This window comes from Streptomyces sp. NPDC050164 (assembly GCF_044459945.1).
Taxonomy (GTDB): domain Bacteria; phylum Actinomycetota; class Actinomycetes; order Streptomycetales; family Streptomycetaceae; genus Streptomyces; species Streptomyces coeruleorubidus_A.
In genome coordinates, this window is the sequence record NZ_JBITJK010000012.1 from 89507 (window position 1) to 109833 (window position 20327).

The window sequence follows — 20327 nt, forward strand, 5'->3', positions numbered from 1 at the left end:
CTCAACCCAGTTACCCCCTGCGGGCCGTCCGGGCCATCCCCCGTATCCCCCGGGCGTCCCGCAGGGTCTCCGAATCGGAGTCCAGTATGTCCACGTTACGGAACGCTCCCACCCTCATCCAGGGCCGACGCTCCCGCGACCTTCCGCGCTACGCGCTCTATCTGGCCGGCTGCCTGGTCTTCGCGTCCGGGGCCACCCTGTTCATCCACTCCGACCTCGGAGTGGATCCCCTGGACGTCCTCTCCCTCGGCGTCCTGGAACACCTCCCGCTCACCATCGGCGTGGTACAGGCACTCATCGCGGCCGTGTGCATCGCGATCTGGTCCGTGTGGAACCGCCGCCGCCCGGTCGTGATGCCGTTCGTCACCTTCCTCCTCTGCGGCAGCCTCATCGATCTGATGCTCCTGGCCGACCTGAACTGGATCGCCTCCGTACCGTCCCTGGTCATCGCGGTCCTGCTGTGCGCCTACGGCTCTGCCCTGATCATCATGAGCGGCACCGGTATCCGCGCCATGGACCTGATCGTCATCTCCCTCAACCAGCGCTGGAACGTGCCCTTCTGGGGGGCGAAGGTCTGCGTCGAAGCCGTGCTGCTCACCCTCGGGTGGATGCTGGGCGGGCCCGTCGGCATCGGAACCCTCGCCTTCCTCATCTTCGTCGACGGCCTCATCCAGCCCTTCATGGCCTTCAACGCCGCCGCACTGCATATGACCAACCACGGCCTGTCCCGCCCCGGCGGAATCGGCGGCCCCCTTCCGGAAGGCGCCCGATGAGCACGTCGGCACAGGAAGAAGAACCGACACCGGTTCCGGTTCGCCCCGGGACGCTGCCGCTCCTGCTCTTCGCCTCGACCCTGACCGTGATGGCGGGCTCCATCCTCGCGCCGGTGATCCAGGTCATCCGCGGTGACCTCGGCGTCAGCGGCACAGCCGCCGGCCTCATCATCACCACCCACAGCCTCTCCATAGCCGTCACCAGTCCCCTGGCCGGGTGGATGCTCGACCGCTGGGGCGTACGGCTCCCTCTGGCGGGCGGACTGGTCCTGTACGGGCTGGCGGGCGGCGCCGGCTTGATCGTCGACAGCTATCCCGCGCTCATCGCCACGCGTGCCGTCTTCGGTGCCGGAGCGGCCCTGGTGTTCTCGGGTACCACCGTGGCCCTGCTGAATCTGTACCGCGGGCCCGCGCAGGACCGCGCGATGGGGTGGCGCGGGACGGCCACCAGCGCGGGCGGGGTGCTGTGGCCGCTGCTGGCCGGAGCCGTCGGCGGGATCTCCTGGCACCTCCCCTTCGGCGTCTACCTGGTCGGCGTGCCTCTCGGTATCGCCACCGCCCTGCTGCTGCCCCGCACACGCCCGGCGAGCCCCGGCCACGCGGGCGGATCAGGGCCCGGCGCATGGGCGATGCTGCGCGAGCACCGGCTCCTGCTCGTCTGGTACGCGCTGCAGTTCTGCGGCTCCCTGCTGCTGTACGCGCTGGTGGTTTTCCTCCCGGAGCGCCTGGCCGAGGTCGGCGTCGAGGACCCGTTGCTGGTCTCCTTCTACACCGTGGGCATGTCCGGCGCGATGAGCCTCATCGGTCTCGCCTACGCCTCGCTGCGTACGCGCCTGGCCTACAGCAAGCTGATCCGCGCCTCGCTGATGCTGTGGACAGCGGCCTTCCTGCTGCTCGCCGTCGCGTCCAACGCCCCCCTGCTGTTCCTGGCTCCGCTGCTGTTCGGCCTCGGCCAGGGTGTGTTCTTCCCGGTGACCACCGTGCTGATCGGCGAGGGCGTTCCCAAAGAGGTCCGCGGCAAGGCCACCTCGCTGTCGGGAACAGCCACCTTCGCCGGGCAGTTCGCCTCCCCACTGTTGATCGGCCCTCTCATCCAGGCCACCTCGAACATCACCGGCTTCCTTCTCGCGGCAGCCGTGCCCGCGATCGCCGTGGTCTTCCTGGCGGTCACCCGGGCCGACGTGACGGACCCCCACTCCGACAGCGGTACCCCGGCCCCGGAACCCGCTCCCTCCGCCGGGAAGGGGTGAGGACGGCACCGCGGTGACGTCGGTGTTCAGCCGAAGACGGCGCCTTCCTCCAACTCCAGCCGGCTCCTCGCCATCGCGGCGAGGAGCCGCGCACCACGCTCGGCGGAGATCTCCAGCCGGCTCAGGACCGCGGGCACGGCGATGCTCGGCACCATCAGCTGGAGCAGCCTGGCCACCTCGTTCGGCAGGTCGTAGGCGTCCGGCAGCCCCTCGGACACGACCCGGACGCCGGTCCAGGCGGACATCAGAAGACGGGCGGTTTCCGTCTCGTCGATGTACCGGTGCACCTCGCCCCGCGCCTTGGCCTCACCCAGCCGGGATCCCAGGAGCGCGATCCAGTCGGGCCAGCGCGTACCGAACAGACGTTGCGAGTTCCGGTCCACCGCCAGACGCAGCGCGGCGCTGAACACGGGCTCCCGGGGCAGCCGGTGAGCCATGATCAGCATGGTGTCCATCGCCTCCTGGAGCACGAGGTCCTGGGGCTGGACACCCTCGGTCGTCACCGCCAGGTCGAGCACGCCGCGAGCCAGGTCCTCCTTGGAGGGGAAGTGGAAATAGAAGGCACCTTTGGTCACGTCGGCCCGCTTGAGGACTTCCGAGATGGTCGCGGCCTCGTAGCCGAGTTCGTCGAAGACCGCGGCGGCGGCCTCCAGGATGACCCTTCGGGTCCTGATCGCCCGCTCTTGTCGCGCCACGGCTGCTCCCGCTGAGATCCCGAAGTTGACTTTCGAAGTTCACCCAAATAAACCGGCGACCCGGTATCTTATCGGGGGTCAGAGGCGTGTCGACCCAGATGTGGGGAATCGTGTCCAATACGTTGCTGCCCGGTTACAGCCCTGCGGACGAGGTGCGGGGGGAGGGCGTCCCCAAGGAGTACGTCCACCTGCACCGGGAGGAATCCGTACTGGTCACCGGCTGGTTTCCCGGTGAAGCCGACCAATACACGGTCACCGCGCGGTGGCCGGCGGCAGGGGAGGGCTTCGACGACCCTCTGTTACTCACCCAGACCATCCGGCAGAGCTGCCTGGTCATCGCCCATGCCGAGCGGTCGGTCCCGCTGTCGCACCAGACACTGATGGAACAGATGGATTTCTCCGTCGCCCGCGGCTATCGGCTTCCCCGAAACCGACCGGTCGGCCTGGTCATCAACGTGTCCTGCCGTACTACAGGCCACCGCTCGATGCGGATGGAGCTCAGCGTGCTGCACGACGGGCACTTGGTCGCGGAGTCCGTCGTCTCCTTCAGCTGGATAGCTCCCGCCGTCTACCGCAGGCTGCGCGGCGAGCACCTGCATGTCGCCTGGGGCGAGGCCCTTGTTCCCGCGCCCGTGGACGCGCGCACCGTCGGGTGCACCCATGAGTCCGAGGTGGTTCTCGCGCCCGCCGACCGTCCTGGCCGGTGGGAACTGCGTATGGATGTGCGCAACACGGCCCTGTACGACCACCCTGTCGACCATGTCCCCGCCCTGGCGCTGATCGAGGCAGCACGCCAGGCCGCTCAGGGCGTCACGGGTCCCGGCCGCCCGTTCTCCCCCATTGGCATGTCCAGTTCATATATGCGCTATGTCGAGTTCGATGCCCCCTGCTGGATCGAGGCAACCGTCGCTCCGGCAGCCGGTGACGGGGTCACACGCGTCGAGGTCACGGGCGTGCAGCAGGGCGGGACCGCGTTCACGATCACCCTGGCCGCAGAGGCGTAGCCCGCGAAACGCAGGCCCTCCGCACGGTGTGCTCTCCCGCACGCCGCCCGGGAGGACGCCCCGTGCGCCGGAGCGCCCTCCCCTCGTGGGCCTCAGCGGTTGACGTAACCGCCGTCCACCGGCATCACCACGCCGGTGACATACGACGCGCGGTCGCTGAGCAGCCAGGCCGCGGCCTCGGCGATCTCCTCGGGGGCCGCCGTACGCCCCTGGGGCGTGATCTCGTGGATCGCCTCCTCCAGGCCGGGGTTGCGCCCGTACCAGTCGACGGTGATCTCGCTCCGGGTCGATCCCGGGGCCACGGAGTTCACCCGGATCCCCTGGCGTGCGTACTCATCGGCCGCGGCCCGGGTGAAGCCGACGACCGCGTGCTTGGAGGCGACATAGGGCGCGGCGGCCGGTATGGCCACCAGTCCCCCGACGCTGCTGTTGTTCACGATCGCGCCGCCACCGCCGCTCAGCATGGCGGAGATCTCGGCCCGCAGGCAGTTCCACATGCCGCGGACGTTGGTGTCGATGACGGAGTCGTAGATGTCGTCTTCCATCTGGTGCAGGGGAGTCCGGTCGCCGCCGATGCCGGCATTGTTGAACGCTCCGTCGAGCCGGCCGTGCCGGTCCAGCGTGAAGTCGACCGCCCTGCGTACTTCCTCCGCGCGGGTCAGGTCGGTCACCACGTATGCCGCGTCGAATCCCTTGCCGTTCAGTTCGGCCGTGAGGGCCGAGAGCCTCTCCTCGCGGCGTGCGGCAAGCACCACCGCCGCTCCCTCACGGGCGAAGACGGACGCGGCGGCAGCGCCTATACCGCTGCTCGCTCCCGTGATCAACACCACTTTCCCGGCTAACAACCCACCTGTTTCGATCATGCCACGCAGTCTTTCAGGCGCTGTCGGGCGAGTGCGTGACAGCTGCGTTACCGATCGACGAGGAACGGAGATCACTCACCATGCGTGCCATTCGGTTCGACCGCTTCGGCGGCCCGGAAGTACTGAGCCTTCGTGAGGTGCCCGAGCCGGTCCCCGGACCGGGCCAGGCGCTGGTCACCGTCGAGGCCGCCGGCGTCAACTTCGCCGACACCCACCAGACAGACGGCTCCTACCTGAGCGCGGATCAGCTGCCGTACGTGCCGGGCAGAGAGGTGGTCGGCAGGACGCGGGACGGGCGGCGGGTCCTGGCCCTGGCGACGGGCGGCTACGCCGAACTCGCTCTCGTCGACACCGAGAGGATGATCGGCCTTCCCGAAGGCCTGCCCGCAGGCCAGGCACTGGCCCTGCTGATGCAGGGACTGACCGCCTGGCACCTGCTGCGCAGCGCGGCCCGTCTCCTGCCCGGCGAGAGCGTCGTGGTCCATTCCGCGGCGGGTGGCGTCGGCTCTCTCGCCGTGCAGCTGGCCCGGGAGTTCGGCGCCGGGTGGGTGGGGGCCGTGGTCTCCACCCCCGCCAAGCGGGAACTCGCCCTCACCCTGGGCGCCGACGAAGTGGTCGAGTACCCGCTGGACAAACCCGCCGACGTGATCCTCGACGCGGTCGGCGGCCCGCTCTTCGACCAGGCTCTCGGCTCCCTCGCCGACTCCGGCCGCGTGGTGACCTACGGCAACGCCTCCCGCGCCGGGTTCACCCCGGTGGACCCCGCGCGGCTCAGCCGTCTCAACGCCGGAGTCGTCGGTTTCTGGCTGCGCCCCGCCCTGGCCCGGCCCGGGGGCTTCGCCGAGCCTCTGGAGGAACTTCTCTCGTTGACCGCCCAGGGGCGTCTGCGGCCGGTCACCGGCGCGGAATACCCGCTGGCCGAGGCACGGCGGGCGCATGAGGACCTGCTGGCCCGCCGCACCATGGGCAAGGTGATCCTGCGACCGTGAGCGCAGGGGCGCACCCGGGCCTGGGCAGGGGGTCGTACAGCATGGGCCCGGGATGTCGCCGGTATGTCCGGGCCGCTACGGGACGATCCGTCCGTACCCGGCCCGGCGGCTGGGCCTGTCAGTGGGCGAGCTGCGATCCCGGGCGGCTCTCCGACATGGACCGTTCGGGGACCGGCGTCGACGTGTCGGCCCCGGGGGCCGTGCCCTCGGGGCTCAGTGTGGCCAGTACCTGCGGGCTGGCCACCCGAGGCAGGAGCAGCCGCCAGAACCCGGTGAGCGAACGATGCGTCAGCCACTCGTCACTCGCCCGGTGCATCGACAGAAAGCCGGTGGTCGCCCCCACCACGGCTGCCGTCACGTCGTGCACGGACACGTCATCGGCCAGGCTCCCCTCGTCCCCGGCCCGGCCCAGCAGTCGCCGCACGCACTCCGCCCATGTGTGATGGAAGTTCAGGCGGGGGCGGCGGCCGGCGTCACAGGCGAGCTGCAGCCCGGCGCGCACCACCACGTCCTGGCGCAGCAGGACGGCGAAGGCGTGCGAGATGTCGGTGAGCGTCTGGAGCGCGTTCACCGGACGCTCACCGGCTGTACGCGCCGCACGGTGCAGGGAGTCGGCGGCCGCGGCCTCCACGGCATCGGCCACAGCCGCCTTGTTCGCGAAGTGGAAGTGCAACGCTCCGTTGCTCACGCCGGCCTGCGAGCTGATGTCGGCCAGATGCGTCTGTGCGTATCCGCGCTGCTCGAAGACCTGGGCCGCCGAACGGATCAGCGCAAGGCGGGTACGGATACCCCGTTCCTGTTTGGTCACCGGTGGCTCCAGTCGGGAACTGTTCCTGCGGCCTGGTGGCCGGGAGGAGAAGACGGAGAGAGGGGGGAGACGCTGGACGTCTGCCGAAATTATTAAACCAGCAACCTGGTTTGTATACGCGCCAGGGCACTGCAGTGCCGCGCCCGCTCCCCTCGCCGTACACCCTCGTTTGCGAGGTGACCTCACAGGGGAGTACGGGGTGTGCTGTCGAGCGCTACCAGCACTACCAGGGGTGACAGGCGGTTCGTCGCTTCGCGGCGAGGTGACTGTGTGGCCGCACGCGGCCAGTGATCAGCCCCTTTGACAAACCGACGCAACGGTTTGTATTTTACTGAGGCACTAAGGCTCTACTGGGGATGACAGACCGTTCGCGGATGTGCAGGAGCAGTAGATGACACAGCAGTCCACCGCCTTACTCAACCCCCGCATACCCGGGCACAGGCACGATGAAGACGGCCTGATCCCACTGCTCACCCACCCGCCGGCGGCGGAAAGCGCGGTCCGCGCCCAGCGGAACGCCCTACGGATCCTCGTCGTGGAGGGCGAGCCGAACGCCGCCATGTCCCTGGTCCAGTTGTTGCGCCGGCACGGCTACCAGGCCGAGAGTGTGGCCACCGGCGCCAAGGCGCTGCAGGCGCACCACAACTGTGACCTCGTCCTCCTCGACCTCGAACTGCCCGACCTGGACGGTCTGGAGATCTGCCGGAGCATCCGCGCCATCTGTGACACGCCGATCATCGTCGTCACCGCCCGGGACACCGAACTCGACCGTGTGCTGGGCCTGCAGGCGGGTTCGGACGACTATCTGGCCAAGCCGTACGGCTTCCGGGAGCTGATGGCCCGTATCGAGGCGGTCATGCGCAGGGCCCGTCCGCAGCGGCCGCTTCCGCAGGTGATCACGCGCGGATTGCTGCGCATCGACGCCGGCACCCGTGAGATCCGCCTCGGCGGGCGGCTCATCGAGGTGACGCGCAAGGAGTTCGACCTGCTGCACCTGCTCGCCTCCCAGCCGGAGACCGTCATCTCCCGCAGGCAGCTCATGGTCCAGGTCTGGGACGACTCCTGGTCGCGTCCCGGCCGCACCCTGGACACGCATGTGAGCAGTCTGCGGAACAAGCTCGGTTCCAGCAGCTGGATCGTCACGGTACGCGGGGTCGGCTTTCGACTCGGACACGCGTAGGGCCGATCGACCCACGTGCGCTGCCGCACCTCCAGGGACACCTTCCTTGGCGGTTTGACCTCTCTTTGACATTCCGCTCGTGTACTTCTCACCTGCTGCTATGAGCTGTGACGGAAGTTCACGCAAGCCTGACCAAGGATGCCTTGAGCCCTGATCAGTGCCCGGCCAAGCTGGATCGCAGCGTCCGGACGAGCCAGGAGGAGAAATCCATCGTGCGCAAGGTGTTGATCGCCAACCGTGGCGAAATCGCTGTCCGCGTCGCCCGGGCGTGCCGGGATGCGGGGATCGCGAGCGTGGCCGTGTACGCCGACCCGGACCGGGACGCCCTGCATGTGCGGGTGGCGGATGAGGCGTTCGCCCTGGGCGGTGACGCACCGGCCACCAGTTACCTGGACATCGACAAGGTGCTGCAGGCCGCCAAGGACTCCAACGCGGACGCCATCCACCCCGGCTACGGCTTCCTCTCCGAGAACGCCGACTTCGCGCAGGCGGTGCTGGACGCGGGTCTGATCTGGATCGGTCCGCCGCCGCAGGCGATCCGTGACCTGGGTGACAAGGTCGCCGCCCGGCACATCGCCCAGCGTGCCGGCGCCCCCCTGGTAGCGGGTACTCCCGACCCGGTGGCCGGGGCGGAGGAGGTGGTGGCGTTCGCCGAACAGCACGGCCTGCCCATCGCGATCAAGGCGGCGTTCGGCGGTGGCGGGCGTGGCCTGAAGGTCGCCCGCACCCTGGAGGAGGTCCCCGAGTTGTACGACTCCGCGGTGCGGGAGGCGGTGGCGGCGTTCGGGCGGGGAGAGTGCTTCGTGGAGCGCTACCTGGACCGCCCGCGGCATGTGGAGACCCAGTGCCTGGCCGACACCCACGGCAACGTGGTGGTCGTCTCCACCCGTGACTGTTCCCTGCAGCGCCGCCACCAGAAGCTCGTCGAGGAAGCCCCGGCGCCGTTCCTCACGGACGAGCAGAACGCCGAGTTGTACGCCGCGTCGAAGGCGATCCTGCGGGAGGCCGGCTATGTCGGCGCGGGGACGTGCGAGTTCCTCGTCGGCCAGGACGGCACGATCTCCTTCCTGGAGGTCAACACCCGCCTGCAGGTCGAGCACCCGGTCACCGAGGAGGTCACCGGCATCGACCTGGTCCGCGAGATGTTCCGCATCGCCGACGGTGAGGAACTCGGTTACGACGATCCGCCGCCACGCGGTCATTCCTTCGAGTTCCGTATCAACGGCGAGGACCCGGGGCGCAACTTCCTGCCGGCTCCCGGCACGGTGACCGCGTTCGCGCCGCCGTCGGGTCCGGGTGTGCGTCTGGACGCGGGTGTGGAGTCGGGCAGCGTGATCGGTCCGGCCTGGGACTCCCTGCTGGCCAAGCTGATCGTCACGGGCGCCACCCGGCAGCAGGCCCTGCAGCGGGCCGCCCGTGCGCTGGCCGAGTTCCGGGTGGAGGGCATGGCCACGGCCATTCCGTTCCACCAGACGGTCGTCACCGACCCGGCGTTCGCCCCGGAACTCACCGGCAGCCAGAAGCCGTTCACGGTCCACACCCGCTGGATCGAGACCGAGTTCGTCAACGACATCAAGCCCTTCACCACAGCTCTCACCGAAGAAGACAGCGAGGAGCCCGGCCGCGAGACGGTGGTGGTGGAGGTCGGCGGAAAGCGTCTGGCTGTGTCGCTCCCCGCCTCGCTGGGCATGACCCTGGCCCGCACCGGCCTCGCCGCGGGTGCCAAGCCCAAGCGCCGCGCCGCCAAGAAGTCCGGCCCCGTCGCCTCCGGCGACACCCTCGCCTCCCCCATGCAGGGCACCATCGTCAAGATCGCCGTCGAGGAAGGCCAGGAGGTCGAGGAGGGCGACCTCGTCGTCGTCCTGGAGGCGATGAAGATGGAACAGCCCCTCAACGCGCACAAAGCCGGCATGATCAAGGGATTGTCCGCGGAGATCGGGGCGTCTGTCACCTCGGGTGCGGCGATCTGCGAGATCAAGGACTGAGAACAGCCCCGCGCCCCTGAAAATTACTCACCAATCCCCCGGCAAGCAGCCGGGGGATTTCTCTGTCCGGACTTCTGGAATTCACCTCCGGTGATTTTATGGGTGACCTCCGGGAGGGCTTCCTGAGCAGGGGGTTTTCATACCTCTGACGCTTCCCTCACCTGTTCTTTTCCGGCATGTAGTTGTGTGGCGAAATATCACGGAGGCATGAACGTATTCGCCTTGTGGTCGTTTTACCGGGCGAAGAAGATGATGACTGCTTCCGCTGACGCTCCAACCCCCGAAGGAACCCCTGAGATGGCCGAGGAGAGGTATATGGATGCTGCGGTGATTGTCGTGGGCGCAGGTCCCGCCGGGATGATGCTCGCCGGCGAACTGCGGCTCGCGGGAGTCGAGGTCGTCGTCCTGGAGCGGCTCCCGGAGCGCACCGGGGAATCGCGTGGGCTGGGATTCACCGCGCGCACCATGGAGGTTTTCGACCAGCGGGGGATACTCTCCCGCTTCGGCGACATCGAGACCAGCAACCAGGGGCACTTCGGCGGTCTGCCCATCGACTTCGGTGTACTGGAAGGGGCCTGGCAGGCGGCCAAGACCGTGCCGCAGTCCGTCACCGAGCGGCATCTGGAGGAGTGGGCCACCAGCCTGGGTGCCGACATCCGGCGCGGCCAGGAGTTCCTCTCCCTGAAGGACGACGGCGACGGTGTCGAGGTCGAGGTCCTGGGCCCCGCGGGCATCCAGCGGCTGCGCGCCGCGTACCTGGTGGGCTGCGACGGCGGGCGCAGCGCCGTACGCAAGGCCGCCGGCTTCGACTTCCCGGGCACCGCGGCGACGATGGAGATGTTCCTCGCCGACCTCAAGGGCGTCGACATCCAGCCCCGCATGATCGGCGAAACGCTGCCCGGGGGCATGGTCATGGCCGGTCCGCTGCCCGGGGACGTCACCCGCATCATCGTCTGCGAACGCGGTACTCCGCCCCAGCGCAGGGAGGTCCCGCCGTCCTTCGGGGAAGTCGCCGACGCCTGGAAGCGGCTGACCGGCGACGACATCTCGCACGCCGAGCCGGTATGGGTCAGCTCCTTCGGCGACGCCACCCGCCAGGTCACCGAGTACCGCCGTGGGCGCGTCATCCTGGCCGGCGACTCCGCGCACATCCACCTGCCGGCCGGTGGACAGGGCATGAACACCAGCATCCAGGACGCGGTCAACCTCGGCTGGAAGCTCGCCGCGGTCGTACAGGGCCGGGCACCGCAGGGCCTGCTGGACACGTACCACGGCGAGCGCCACCCGGTCGGCAAGCGGCTGCTGATGAACACCCAGGCCCAGGGACTGCTCTTCCTCAGCGGCCCCGAGGTGCAGCCGCTGCGCGACGTGCTCACCGAACTCATCGGCTACGAAGAGGTCGCCCGGCACCTCGCCGCCATGGTGAGCGGACTGGAGATCACGTACGACGTCGGCAGCGGCACCCATCCGCTGCTCGGCAGGCGCATGCCGCACCTGGAGCTGATCGGCGCGGTCCGCAAGACCAGCAGCACCGAACTCCTGCACTCCGCCCGTGGCGTCCTGCTCGACCTGGAGGACAACCCGCGCCTGCGGGCCAGGGCCGCGGGCTGGGCCGACCGGGTGGACGTCATCACCGCCGAGCCCCACGCGGTCACGCCCGCCAGTGGCCTGAAGGGGACCTCGGCCGTGCTGATCCGTCCCGACGGCCACGTCGCCTGGGCCGCACCCGGCACGCACCACGACCTGCCCATGGCCCTGGAGCGCTGGTTCGGAGCGCCTCGCTCGATCTGACGCCTGTCCAGCTCCGCCCCTCGCTGATCCACGGAAGAGAGATGAGATGCACAGCACCCTGATCGTGGCCCGGATGGACATCGAGTCGAGCGCCCAAGTCGGCAAGCTCTTCGCCGAGTTCGACAGGACCGAGATGCCGCACCGCATGGGCACCCGGCGACGTCAGCTCTTCGCCTACAAGGGCCTGTACTTCCACCTCCAGGACTTCGACACCGACAACGGCGGAGAACTGATCGAGGACGCCAAGACCGACCCGCGGTTCGTACAGATCAGCGAGGACCTCAAGCCGTTCATCACGGCGTACGACCCCGCGACCTGGCGTTCCCCGGCCGATGCCATGGCCACCCGCTTCTACGACTGGACGGCTTCCGCATGAAGCCGCGTCACGCCGACACGAGGGGAGGCCACCGCTAGTGGCACGCCGGGTAGTGATCACAGGAGTCGGAGTGCTGGCACCGGGCGGCACCGGTGCCAAGAACTTCTGGAGTCTGCTGAGCGAAGGCCGCACAGCGACCCGTGGCATCACCTTCTTCGACCCCTCCGCCTTCCGCTCCAGGGTCGCGGCCGAGGCCGACTTCGACCCCCACCTGCACGGGCTGACTCCGCAGGAGATCCGCCGTATGGACCGCGCCGCGCAGTTCGCCGTGGTCACCGCCCGTGAGGCGCTGGCCGACAGCGGCCTCGACCTCGGCGGGTTCGACCCGCACCGCACCGGTGTCACCATCGGCAGCGCGGTCGGCGCGACCACCGGGCTCGACGACGAGTACCGGGTGGTGAGCGACGACGGCCGGCTCGACCTCGTCGACCACACCTATGCCCCACAGCACCTGTACAGCTACTTCGTGCCGAGCTCGTTCTCTGCCGAGGTGGCCTGGGCGGTCGGCGCCGAAGGACCGGCCACCGTGGTCTCCACCGGCTGCACCTCCGGCATCGACTCGGTCGGTCACGCCGTCGAGCTGATCCGCGAGGGCACCGCCGACGTCATGATCACCGGCGCGACGGACGCCCCGATCTCTCCGATCACCATGGCGTGCTTCGACGCGATCAAGGCGACCACCTCGCGCAACGACGACCCCGAGCACGCGTCGCGGCCCTTCGACGGCACCCGCAACGGCTTCGTGCTCGGCGAGGGCTCCGCCGTGTTCGTCCTGGAGGAACTGGACAGCGCCCGCAGTCGCGGCGCGCACATCTACGCCGAGATAGCCGGCTACGCCTCCCGCTGCAACGCCTTCCACATGACCGGGCTGCGCCCCGACGGCCGGGAGATGGCCGAGGCCATCACGGTGGCGCTGGACGAGGCACGGATGAACCCCGAGTCCATCGACTACATCAACGCCCACGGCTCGGGCACCAAGCAGAACGACCGCCACGAGACCGCGGCGTTCAAGCTGAGCCTCGGCGACCACGCCTACCGCAGGCCGGTGAGCTCCATCAAGTCGATGGTGGGCCACTCGCTGGGCGCGATCGGCTCGATCGAGATCGCCGCCTCCGTCCTGGCGATGGAGAACCAGGTGGTGCCACCCACCGCCAACCTGCACACCCCCGACCCGGAGTGCGACCTCGACTACGTCCCGCTCACCGCACGTGAGCACCGGACCGACGCGGTTCTCACGGTCGGCAGCGGATTCGGCGGGTTCCAGAGCGCGATGGTGCTGGCCCGTCCCGACAGGAGCGTGTCATGAGCACCAGGACAGTGATCACCGGCATCGGCGTCGCCGCCCCCAACGGCCTCGGCGTCGAGGACTTCTGGGCCGCGACCCGGGTCGGCAAGAACGCCATCGGCCGTGTCACCCACTTCGACCCGACGCCCTACCCGTCACAACTGGCCGGAGAGATCCGCCACTTCACCGCCCAGGATCACCTGCCCAGCCGACTGATCCCGCAGACGGACCGGATGACCCGGCTCGCCCTGGTCGCGGCGGACTGCGCCTTCAAGGACGCGGGCATACAGCCCGGCGACATCCCCGAGTTCGACATGGGTGTCGTCACCGCCTCGACCTCCGGCGGGTTCGAGTTCGGCCAGAACGAGCTGAAGAAGCTGTGGAGCCAGGGCAGCCAGTACGTCAGCGCCTACCAGTCCTTCGCCTGGTTCTACGCGGTCAACAGCGGCCAGATCTCCATCCGCAACGGTATGCGCGGACCCAGCGGTGTGGTCGTCAGCGACCACGCGGGCGGCCTCGACGCGATCGCCCAGGGCCGCCGGCAGATCCGCAAGGGCAGCAAGCTGATCTTCTCCGGAGGCTTCGACGCGTCGATCTGCTCCTGGGGCTGGGTCGCGCAGATCGCCGGCGGCCGGCTGTCCACCAGCGGTGACCCCGACCGGGCGTACCTGCCCTTCGACGCGGACGCCGACGGCTACGTGCCCGGTGAGGGCGGTGCGTTGCTCGTTCTGGAGGACGAGCCGACGGCCCGCGAACGCGGCGCGCGGAACATCTACGGCGAGATCGCCGGGTACGGGTCGACCTTCGACCCGAAGCCCGGAAGCGACCGTGAGCCCGGTCTGCGCCGTGCCATCGAGGTGGCGCTCGCGGACGCCGGGATCGAGGCCGGCGACGTCGACGTGGTGTTCGCGGACGCCGCCGGCACACCACGGCTGGACCGTGAGGAAGCAGACGCGATCAGCGCCGTCTTCGGACCGTCCGGGGTTCCGGTCACCGCGCCCAAGACGATGACCGGCCGGCTCTACTCCGGCGCGGCCCCGGTGGACGTGGTCTCCGCCCTGCTGGCCATCCGCGAGGACCTGATCCCGCCGACCACCAACGTGGAGCTGTCGCCCGAGTACGCCATCGACCTGGTGACCGCGCAGCCACGCAGCGCTCCCCTGCGCACCGCGCTCGTCCTCGCCCGCGGCTATGGCGGCTTCAACTCCGCCGTGGTGGTCCGGGCCGCCGACTGACCCCGAACCGTGCCCGCCGGCGCCTTCCGCCCCCTCGGCGTCAGGCGGGCATGACACCCGTTCCGTGGCCGCTCAGCCGGCCGCGCTCCACCGATGAAGGGACCCACATGTCCGAGCAGGAATTCACCTTCGAGGCCCTCAAGCTCATTCTGCTCGAGGGCGCCGGGGCCGACGAGGGCGTCGACCTCGACGGCGACGTCCTCGACACCGGCTTCGAGGACCTGGGCTACGAGTCGCTGGCCCTGCTGGAGACCGGCGGCCGGATCGAGCGCGAGTACGGCATCTCGCTCCCCGACGACATCTTCGCCGATCACCCCACCCCCCGCGCCCTCGTCGCGGCGATCAACGCCCTTCTCCAGGACGCCGTCACCGCCTGAGCGCTCCGCCTCAGTCGCCGTACGGAAAACCGCGGGCCGTCCGTGGCCGCTCGCGCCCACGTACCGCACCGGACGCCGCGGCCGCCGGCGTCACCCCGGCGGCCGCTCCCGGACACCAGCCTTCTCACTGGAGACAGACATGACACAGCAGGACCAGCCAGTCGCCCTCATCACCGGCGCGACCAGCGGAATCGGGCTCGCCGCCGCCCGCCTCCTGGCCTCCGGAGGCCATCGGGTGTTCATCGGCGCGCGCAGTGCCGAGAACGTCGCCACCACCGTCAAACAACTGCAGGACGAAGGCCTGGAGGTCGACGGCACCACCCTGGACGTCCGCTCGGCCGACGACTGCCGTGCCTTCGTCCAGGCCGCCGTCGAGCGCTTCGGCACCGTGGACGTGCTGGTGAACAACGCCGGCCGAAGCGGTGGCGGGGTCACCGCCGACATCGACGACGAGCTGTGGCAGGACGTCATCGACACCAATCTCAACAGCGTCTTCCGGATGACCCGCGAGGTGCTCACCACCGGCGGGATGCGGCACAAGCAGCGCGGGCGGATCATCAACATCGCCTCCACCGCAGGCAAGCAGGGCGTCGTCCTCGGCGCCCCGTACTCGGCTTCCAAGCACGGTGTCGTCGGATTCACCAAGGCGCTCGGCAACGAGCTGGCCCCCACCGGGATCACCGTGAACGCCGTCTGCCCCGGCTACGTCGAGACTCCGATGGCGCAGCGCGTCCGGCAGGGCTACGCGGCCGCGTACGACACCAGCGAGGAGGCGATCCTCGAGAAGTTCCAGGCGAAGATCCCACTGGGCCGCTACTCCACCCCCGAGGAGGTGGCCGGCCTGGTCGGCTACCTGGCCTCCGACACCGCCGCCTCCATCACCTCGCAGGCCCTCAACGTCTGCGGTGGACTCGGCAACTTCTGAGCCGACCGGACGAGCCAACCCCGAACCTGAGGAGTACGAGCATGCCGAACCCCGGTCTGCGCGAGGTGGAACACGAGATCACGGTCTCGGCCCCGGCCCCGGCCGTCTACCGGCTGATCGCCGAGGTGGAGAACTGGCCGAGGATCTTCCCGCCCACCATCCACGTCGACCACGTCGAGAAGAACGACCGCACCGAACGCATCCGCATCTGGGCCACCGCCAACGGTGAGGCGAAGAACTGGACGTCGCGCCGCACCCTCGATCCGGAGCAGCTGCGGATCGGTTTCCGCCAGGAGGTCTCCGCGCCGCCGGTCGCCTCGATGGGGGGCACCTGGGTCATCGAGCCCCTCTCCGACTCCGTGTCCCGGGTGCGGCTGCTGCACGACTACCGGGCCGTCGACGACGACCCGCAGGGCCTGCGGTGGATCGACGAGGCCGTCGACCGCAACTCCCGCTCCGAGCTGGCCGCGTTGAAGACGAACGTCGAACTGGCCCACGCGGCCGAGGACCTGACCTTCTCCTTCGAGGACACGGTCCACATCGCCGGCTCGGCCAAGGACGTCTACGACTTCGTCAACGACGCCCACCTGTGGTCCGAGCGGCTCCCGCACGTGGCCCGCGTCCGGCTCGACGAGGACACCCCGGGCCTGCAGACGCTGGAGATGGACACCCGGGCCAAGGACGGCTCCGTGCACACCACCAAGTCGTACCGGGTGACCTTCCCGCACCGGAAGATCGCCTACAAGCAGGTCACCCTGCCGGCGCTGATGACCCTGCACACCGGCTACTGGACGTTCGCGGAGAACGGCACGGGAGTCGCCGCCTCCTCGCAGCACACCGTCACCATCAACACCGAGAACATCACCCGGATCCTCGGCGCCGACGCCACCGTCGCCGACGCCCGGGGGTACGTGCGGGCGGCACTCAGCACCAACAGCCGCGCCACCCTCGGCCACGCCAAGGACTACGCGGAAGCCAGGGCCTGACCATGGTGGAGGACCGCACCGAAACCCAGGTGATCGTGGTCGGCGCGGGCCCCGTCGGGCTGATGCTCGCCGGGGAGCTGCGGACGGCCGGCGCGGACGTGGTGGTCCTCGAGAAGCTCACCGCGCCGACCACCGAGTCGAGGGCGTCCACCCTGCACGCCCGCACCATGGAGATCCTCGACAGCCGCGGCCTGCTGCAGCCGCTCGGCGCCGTGCCGAACGACCCCAGGGGTCACTTCGGGGGCATCCCGCTCGACCTCACGCTGCCCGGCCGCCACCCGGGCCAGTGGAAGGTCCCGCAGATGCGGATCGAGGAACTGCTGGGAGAGTGGGCGCGGGACCTGGGCGCGGACATCCGGCGTGGTCACGAGCTGACCGGGCTGACCGTGACCGCGGACCACGCCGAGGCCGCGGTGCGCCTCCCGGACGGAACGGCGCAGTTCTACCGGGCGGCGTACGTCGTCGGCTGTGACGGCGAGAACAGCGCCGTGCGCCGCCTGGGAGGCTTCGGCTTCCCCGGCGCCGACGCCACCCGCGAGCTGCTGCGCGCCGACGTGGCCGGCATCGACATCCCCGACCGCCGCTTCCAGCGGCTGGCGGGCGGACTCGCCATCGCCGCCCGGCGTCCCGACGGAGTGACCCGGGTGATGGTGCACGAGTTCGGCGCCCGGCCACGCGGCACGCAGCCCCGGTTCCAGGACATCGCCGACAGCTGGAAGCGCGTCACCGGCGAGGACATCGGCCACGGCACCCCGCTGTGGGTGAACTCCTTCGGTGACGCGTCCCGGCAGGCCGTCCGCTACCGCGCCCACCGGCTGTTCCTGGCCGGTGACGCGGCACACCAGAAGATGCCGATCGGCGGCCAGGCACTCAACCTGGGCCTGCAGGACGCCGTCAACCTCGGCTGGAAGCTGGCCGCGCAGGTGCGGGGGCGGGCCCCCGACGGCCTGCTCGACAGCTACCACGACGAGCGGCACGCCGTCGGCCGCCGGACCCTGAGCAACATCAGGGCCCAGGCCATGCTGCTGCTCGGCTCCGCCGAGGTCGACGCGGCCCGGCAGGTCTTCGCCGAGCTGGCCGGCACAAGCGGGAACGTACGCACTCACCTGGCCGGCATGATCTCCGGCCTCGACATCCGTTACGACGTGGGGCCCGGCCGGCACCCGCTGCTCGGCCGCCGCCTGCCGCACGGCGACATCACCGTCAACGGGTCCACCGTCACCACCGCTTCGCTGCTGCGCACCGGGCGTGGCGTGCTGCTCATGCTGCCGGGCGACGAGGCCCGCCGGGAGGCGTTGCGAGCTCTCGCCGCGCCCTACGCGGATCTCGTGGACACGGTGACGGCCACCTCCGCATCCGGCCTGTCCGAGGACATCACACCGGACACGGGTGCCCTCCTGGTGCGGCCCGACGGCCATGTGGTGTGGGCCGACAGCGAGAACACGGACATCACGGCAGCCCTGAACCGCTGGTTCGGCCGGTCTCCCCGAGCGCACCGGACTCCGGCCGTGCGCCGCGCCCCGGCACCCGTACAGGCACCAGCCACAGCAACGGCGAAGAAGAATCGGAGAACACACATGAGCAGGCTCATGGACAAGACCGCACTCGTCACCGGATCGAGCCGCGGCATGGGGCGTGCCACCGCCCTGCGGCTGGCACAGGAGGGCGCCCTCGTCGCCGTCCACTACAGCGCCAGCCGGGAGGCGGCCGACGAGGTCGTCGCCCTCATCGAGAAGGACGGCGGCCGGGCTTTCGCCATCCGCGCCGAACTCGGCGTCGACGGCGACGTCCACGAGCTGTTCCTGGGCCTGGAGAACGGCCTTCGGGAACGCACCGGAACCACGGACCTCGACATCCTGGTCAACAACGCCGGAGCCATGGGTGGCGTCAAGCCCGAGGACACCACACCCGAGCAGTTCGACCGGCTCTTCGCCATCAACGCCAAGGCGCCGTTCTTCCTGATCCAGCGCGCTCTGAAGAACATGCCCGACGGCGGGCGCATCATCAACATCACCTCCGGCCTGACCCGCTTCGCCAACCCGGACGAGATCGCGTACGCGATGACGAAGGGCGCCGTCGACCAGCTCGCGCTGCACTACGCGAAGCTCCTCGGTCCGCGCAACATCACCATCAACAGCGTGGCGCCCGGCATCACCCGCAACGACAACCCGGTCTTCACCATGCCGGAGGTGGTGGAGCAGATGGCGCAGCTGTCCGCCTTCAACCGCGTCGGCGAACCGGAGGACGTCGCCGACGTGGTGGCGTTCCTCGCCACCGACGAGGCCCGCTGGATCACCGGCTCCTTCGTCGACGCCACCGGGGGCACCCTGCTCGGCTGAACCACCCCCTCACCACTACGGCAGAACGGGACCATGACACCTGCGACGACCCCCCGGACCACCGTGCCCGCCACGGCCGGCGAGCGGTGGAGCCCCGCCCTGTGGGGCCTGCTGTTCGTGCTCGCGGGCAACATGCTCATCGATGCCCTGGAGGTGTCCGTGGCACTGGTGGCACTGCCCGCCGTGGGCGCCGATCTGGGCCTGCCCGTGGCGCACGCGCAGTGGGTGGTCAGCGGATTCGCCGTCGGCTTCGGCGGGCTGCTGCTGTTCGGCTCCCGCCTGGTCACGCTGCTCGGACGACGTCCCGTCTACCTGGCCGCCCTGCTGGTCTTCGCCGCCGCGTCCGTGGCGGGTGCCGTCACGGACAGCGAGGCACTGTTGATCGGGACCCGCCTGGTGAAGGGCGGGTGCGCCGCGCTCACCGCGCCCACCGGGCTCGCCATCATCATCGCCGTGTTCCCCGAGGGCCCCGCACGCGGCAGGGCGGTGTCGGTCTACTCCTTCTTCGGCGCCGTGGGCTTCTCCGCCGGGCTGCTGCTGTCGGGGCTGCTCACCGAGGCGAGCTGGCGCTGGGCGTTCGCCTTCCCCGCTCCGGTCGTCCTGCTGCTCTTCGCCGCGGGGCTGCGGCTGATCCCGCACGACGCGCCGGACAGGAATGGCGCCGGACGCTACGGTGTCCCGGGCGCGCTCGGCCTCACCGGCGCAACGCTGATGCTCGTGTACGCGAGCGTCTCCGTGACCGCCACCGGCTGGCAGCATCCGCGCACGATCGGCGCGTTCGTCCTCGCTGCGCTGCTCGGCGCGGCGTACGTCCGCAGCGAACTGACCGCCGAGAAGCCCCTGTTGAACCTGGGCCTGCTCACCCAGGGGCCGCTGGTGCGCTCCGCGCTCGGTGCCGCGGCGTTGAACGGCTCGTATCTGGGCCTGCTTCTGCTGAGCACCCTGCACCTTCAGCAGCGCGCCGGGTGGGGCCCGCTGGAGACCGGGCTCGCGTTCCTGCCGGCCAGTGCGCCGCTCGCGCTCACCGCGCTCCACTCCGGCCGCGTCGCGGCCCGGTTCGGTCCGGCCCGGCTGATCGCGGCCGGTGCCGCCGCCGCACCGGCCGGCTACCTGCTCTACCCGCGCGGCGCCCCCTCCGAGGTGCGGTACGCCACCGACGTACTGCCCACCATGCTGCTCGTCGGCGCGGCGTTCGTGCTCGCCTTCGCGGCCCTGCACCTCCAGGCCACCGGTTCGGTGCCCGCACCCCGGCAGGCGGAGGCGAGCGGGCTGTACCAGACCGCCGTACAGCTGGGCGCCGCACTCATGATCGGGCTGACCTCGGCGCTGTACCCCGCGGGCTACGGGCCCGCCCTCGGGCTGGTCACGGCTGTCGGCCTGGCCGGTTTCCTCGTCGCCCTGTACGGCCTGCTGCCGCGGCGCTCCGCGCAGGGCGCCACCCGCTGATCCTCCCCCTCCCAGGACGA

The 20327-nt window shown here is 70.0% G+C and carries 18 protein-coding genes; 15 read left to right on the plus strand and 3 right to left on the minus strand.

From position 1 onward, the window contains the following. Positions 1 to 86: 86 nt before the first annotated feature. Both ACIBNA_RS18645 and ACIBNA_RS18650 read left to right on the plus strand, forming a co-directional pair. Positions 87 to 773 (plus strand): YitT family protein, encoded by a 687-nt coding sequence (locus ACIBNA_RS18645; protein ID WP_399166279.1) that lies wholly within the window; start codon positions 87 to 89, stop codon positions 771 to 773. After that, a complete protein-coding gene (locus ACIBNA_RS18650) occupies positions 770 to 2023 on the plus strand; it encodes an MFS transporter (protein WP_399166281.1) in 1254 nt (417 codons plus the stop codon). The genes ACIBNA_RS18645 and ACIBNA_RS18650 overlap by 4 nt, the downstream gene beginning before the upstream one ends. A 26-nt stretch (positions 2024 to 2049) precedes the next feature. Here ACIBNA_RS18650 and ACIBNA_RS18655 read toward each other — a convergent pair whose 3' ends face one another. Next, positions 2050 to 2718: a ScbR family autoregulator-binding transcription factor gene (locus tag ACIBNA_RS18655; RefSeq protein ID WP_399166282.1), complete on the minus strand. Its 669-nt coding sequence runs from the start codon at positions 2716 to 2718 to the stop codon at positions 2050 to 2052. Positions 2719 to 2828: 110 nt separating this feature from the next. Here ACIBNA_RS18655 and ACIBNA_RS18660 point away from each other — a divergent pair, with 110 nt between their 5' ends. After that, positions 2829 to 3722, plus strand: a complete 894-nt coding sequence (locus ACIBNA_RS18660) for a ScbA/BarX family gamma-butyrolactone biosynthesis protein (protein WP_399166283.1) — start codon at positions 2829 to 2831, stop codon at positions 3720 to 3722. Positions 3723 to 3814: 92 nt separating this feature from the next. Here the strand turns inward: ACIBNA_RS18660 and ACIBNA_RS18665 are convergent, their stop codons facing one another. Continuing rightward, positions 3815 to 4585: an SDR family NAD(P)-dependent oxidoreductase gene (locus tag ACIBNA_RS18665; protein ID WP_399166284.1), complete on the minus strand. Its 771-nt coding sequence runs from the start codon at positions 4583 to 4585 to the stop codon at positions 3815 to 3817. An 80-nt stretch (positions 4586 to 4665) separates the two neighbouring features. Here ACIBNA_RS18665 and ACIBNA_RS18670 point away from each other — a divergent pair, with 80 nt between their 5' ends. After that, a complete protein-coding gene (locus ACIBNA_RS18670) occupies positions 4666 to 5574 on the plus strand; it encodes a zinc-binding alcohol dehydrogenase family protein (RefSeq protein ID WP_399166285.1) in 909 nt (302 codons plus the stop codon). A 118-nt stretch (positions 5575 to 5692) separates the two neighbouring features. Here the strand turns inward: ACIBNA_RS18670 and ACIBNA_RS18675 are convergent, their stop codons facing one another. Beyond that, a complete protein-coding gene (locus ACIBNA_RS18675) occupies positions 5693 to 6382 on the minus strand; it encodes a ScbR family autoregulator-binding transcription factor (RefSeq protein ID WP_399166286.1) in 690 nt (229 codons plus the stop codon). A gap of 391 nt (positions 6383 to 6773) precedes the next feature. Here ACIBNA_RS18675 and ACIBNA_RS18680 point away from each other — a divergent pair, with 391 nt between their 5' ends. The 11 genes from ACIBNA_RS18680 (at position 6774) to ACIBNA_RS18730 (ending at position 20307) form a co-directional block, all read left to right on the plus strand. Beyond that, positions 6774 to 7562 (plus strand): response regulator transcription factor, encoded by a 789-nt coding sequence (locus ACIBNA_RS18680; RefSeq protein WP_399166287.1) that lies wholly within the window; start codon positions 6774 to 6776, stop codon positions 7560 to 7562. 212 nt (positions 7563 to 7774) lie between these two features. After that, on the plus strand, positions 7775 to 9547 hold the full coding sequence (locus ACIBNA_RS18685; RefSeq protein WP_399166288.1) for an acetyl/propionyl/methylcrotonyl-CoA carboxylase subunit alpha: 1773 nt from the start codon (positions 7775 to 7777) through the stop codon (positions 9545 to 9547). Between the two features lie 315 nt (positions 9548 to 9862). After that, positions 9863 to 11338 (plus strand): FAD-dependent monooxygenase, encoded by a 1476-nt coding sequence (locus ACIBNA_RS18690; RefSeq protein ID WP_399166289.1) that lies wholly within the window; start codon positions 9863 to 9865, stop codon positions 11336 to 11338. A gap of 46 nt (positions 11339 to 11384) precedes the next feature. Further along, positions 11385 to 11714, plus strand: coding sequence for a TcmI family type II polyketide cyclase (locus tag ACIBNA_RS18695; protein ID WP_399166290.1), 330 nt, complete (start codon positions 11385 to 11387; stop codon positions 11712 to 11714). Continuing rightward, positions 11671 to 13020, plus strand: a complete 1350-nt coding sequence (locus ACIBNA_RS18700; protein WP_399166291.1) for a beta-ketoacyl-[acyl-carrier-protein] synthase family protein — start codon at positions 11671 to 11673, stop codon at positions 13018 to 13020. Before ACIBNA_RS18695 ends, ACIBNA_RS18700 begins: the two co-directional genes overlap by 44 nt. Then, positions 13017 to 14234, plus strand: a complete 1218-nt coding sequence (locus ACIBNA_RS18705) for a ketosynthase chain-length factor (protein WP_399166292.1) — start codon at positions 13017 to 13019, stop codon at positions 14232 to 14234. Before ACIBNA_RS18700 ends, ACIBNA_RS18705 begins: the two co-directional genes overlap by 4 nt. Positions 14235 to 14341: 107 nt before the next feature. Beyond that, positions 14342 to 14611, plus strand: coding sequence for an acyl carrier protein (locus ACIBNA_RS18710; RefSeq protein WP_399166293.1), 270 nt, complete (start codon positions 14342 to 14344; stop codon positions 14609 to 14611). Positions 14612 to 14750: 139 nt separating this feature from the next. Then, entirely contained in the window at positions 14751 to 15536 is a 786-nt protein-coding gene (gene fabG, locus ACIBNA_RS18715; protein WP_399166294.1) for a 3-oxoacyl-ACP reductase FabG, read from the plus strand. A gap of 41 nt (positions 15537 to 15577) precedes the next feature. After that, positions 15578 to 16522, plus strand: coding sequence for an aromatase/cyclase (locus tag ACIBNA_RS18720; RefSeq protein ID WP_399166295.1), 945 nt, complete (start codon positions 15578 to 15580; stop codon positions 16520 to 16522). 2 nt (positions 16523 to 16524) lie between these two features. Continuing rightward, positions 16525 to 18861, plus strand: a complete 2337-nt coding sequence (locus ACIBNA_RS18725) for an SDR family oxidoreductase (protein ID WP_399166296.1) — start codon at positions 16525 to 16527, stop codon at positions 18859 to 18861. A 33-nt stretch (positions 18862 to 18894) separates the two neighbouring features. Beyond that, positions 18895 to 20307 (plus strand): MFS transporter, encoded by a 1413-nt coding sequence (locus ACIBNA_RS18730; protein ID WP_399166297.1) that lies wholly within the window; start codon positions 18895 to 18897, stop codon positions 20305 to 20307. The last annotated feature ends 20 nt before the right edge of the window (positions 20308 to 20327 follow it).

What these genes read in the sequence shown, in the direction of transcription:
- ACIBNA_RS18645 (WP_399166279.1), top strand. Translation starts at nt 87, where the DNA reads ATGTCCACGTTACGGAACGCTCCCACCCTCATCCAGGGCCGACGCTCC.
- ACIBNA_RS18650 (WP_399166281.1), top strand. Translation starts at nt 770, where the DNA reads ATGAGCACGTCGGCACAGGAAGAAGAACCGACACCGGTTCCGGTTCGC.
- ACIBNA_RS18665 (WP_399166284.1), bottom strand. Translation starts at nt 4,585, where the DNA reads ATGATCGAAACAGGTGGGTTGTTAGCCGGGAAAGTGGTGTTGATCACG.
- ACIBNA_RS18670 (WP_399166285.1), top strand. Translation starts at nt 4,666, where the DNA reads ATGCGTGCCATTCGGTTCGACCGCTTCGGCGGCCCGGAAGTACTGAGC.
- ACIBNA_RS18680 (WP_399166287.1), top strand. Translation starts at nt 6,774, where the DNA reads ATGACACAGCAGTCCACCGCCTTACTCAACCCCCGCATACCCGGGCAC.
- ACIBNA_RS18690 (WP_399166289.1), top strand. Translation starts at nt 9,863, where the DNA reads ATGGATGCTGCGGTGATTGTCGTGGGCGCAGGTCCCGCCGGGATGATG.
- ACIBNA_RS18695 (WP_399166290.1), top strand. Translation starts at nt 11,385, where the DNA reads ATGCACAGCACCCTGATCGTGGCCCGGATGGACATCGAGTCGAGCGCC.
- ACIBNA_RS18700 (WP_399166291.1), top strand. Translation starts at nt 11,671, where the DNA reads ATGCCATGGCCACCCGCTTCTACGACTGGACGGCTTCCGCATGAAGCC.
- ACIBNA_RS18705 (WP_399166292.1), top strand. Translation starts at nt 13,017, where the DNA reads ATGAGCACCAGGACAGTGATCACCGGCATCGGCGTCGCCGCCCCCAAC.
- ACIBNA_RS18710 (WP_399166293.1), top strand. Translation starts at nt 14,342, where the DNA reads ATGTCCGAGCAGGAATTCACCTTCGAGGCCCTCAAGCTCATTCTGCTC.
- fabG (WP_399166294.1), top strand. Translation starts at nt 14,751, where the DNA reads ATGACACAGCAGGACCAGCCAGTCGCCCTCATCACCGGCGCGACCAGC.
- ACIBNA_RS18720 (WP_399166295.1), top strand. Translation starts at nt 15,578, where the DNA reads ATGCCGAACCCCGGTCTGCGCGAGGTGGAACACGAGATCACGGTCTCG.
- ACIBNA_RS18725 (WP_399166296.1), top strand. Translation starts at nt 16,525, where the DNA reads ATGGTGGAGGACCGCACCGAAACCCAGGTGATCGTGGTCGGCGCGGGC.
- ACIBNA_RS18730 (WP_399166297.1), top strand. Translation starts at nt 18,895, where the DNA reads ATGACACCTGCGACGACCCCCCGGACCACCGTGCCCGCCACGGCCGGC.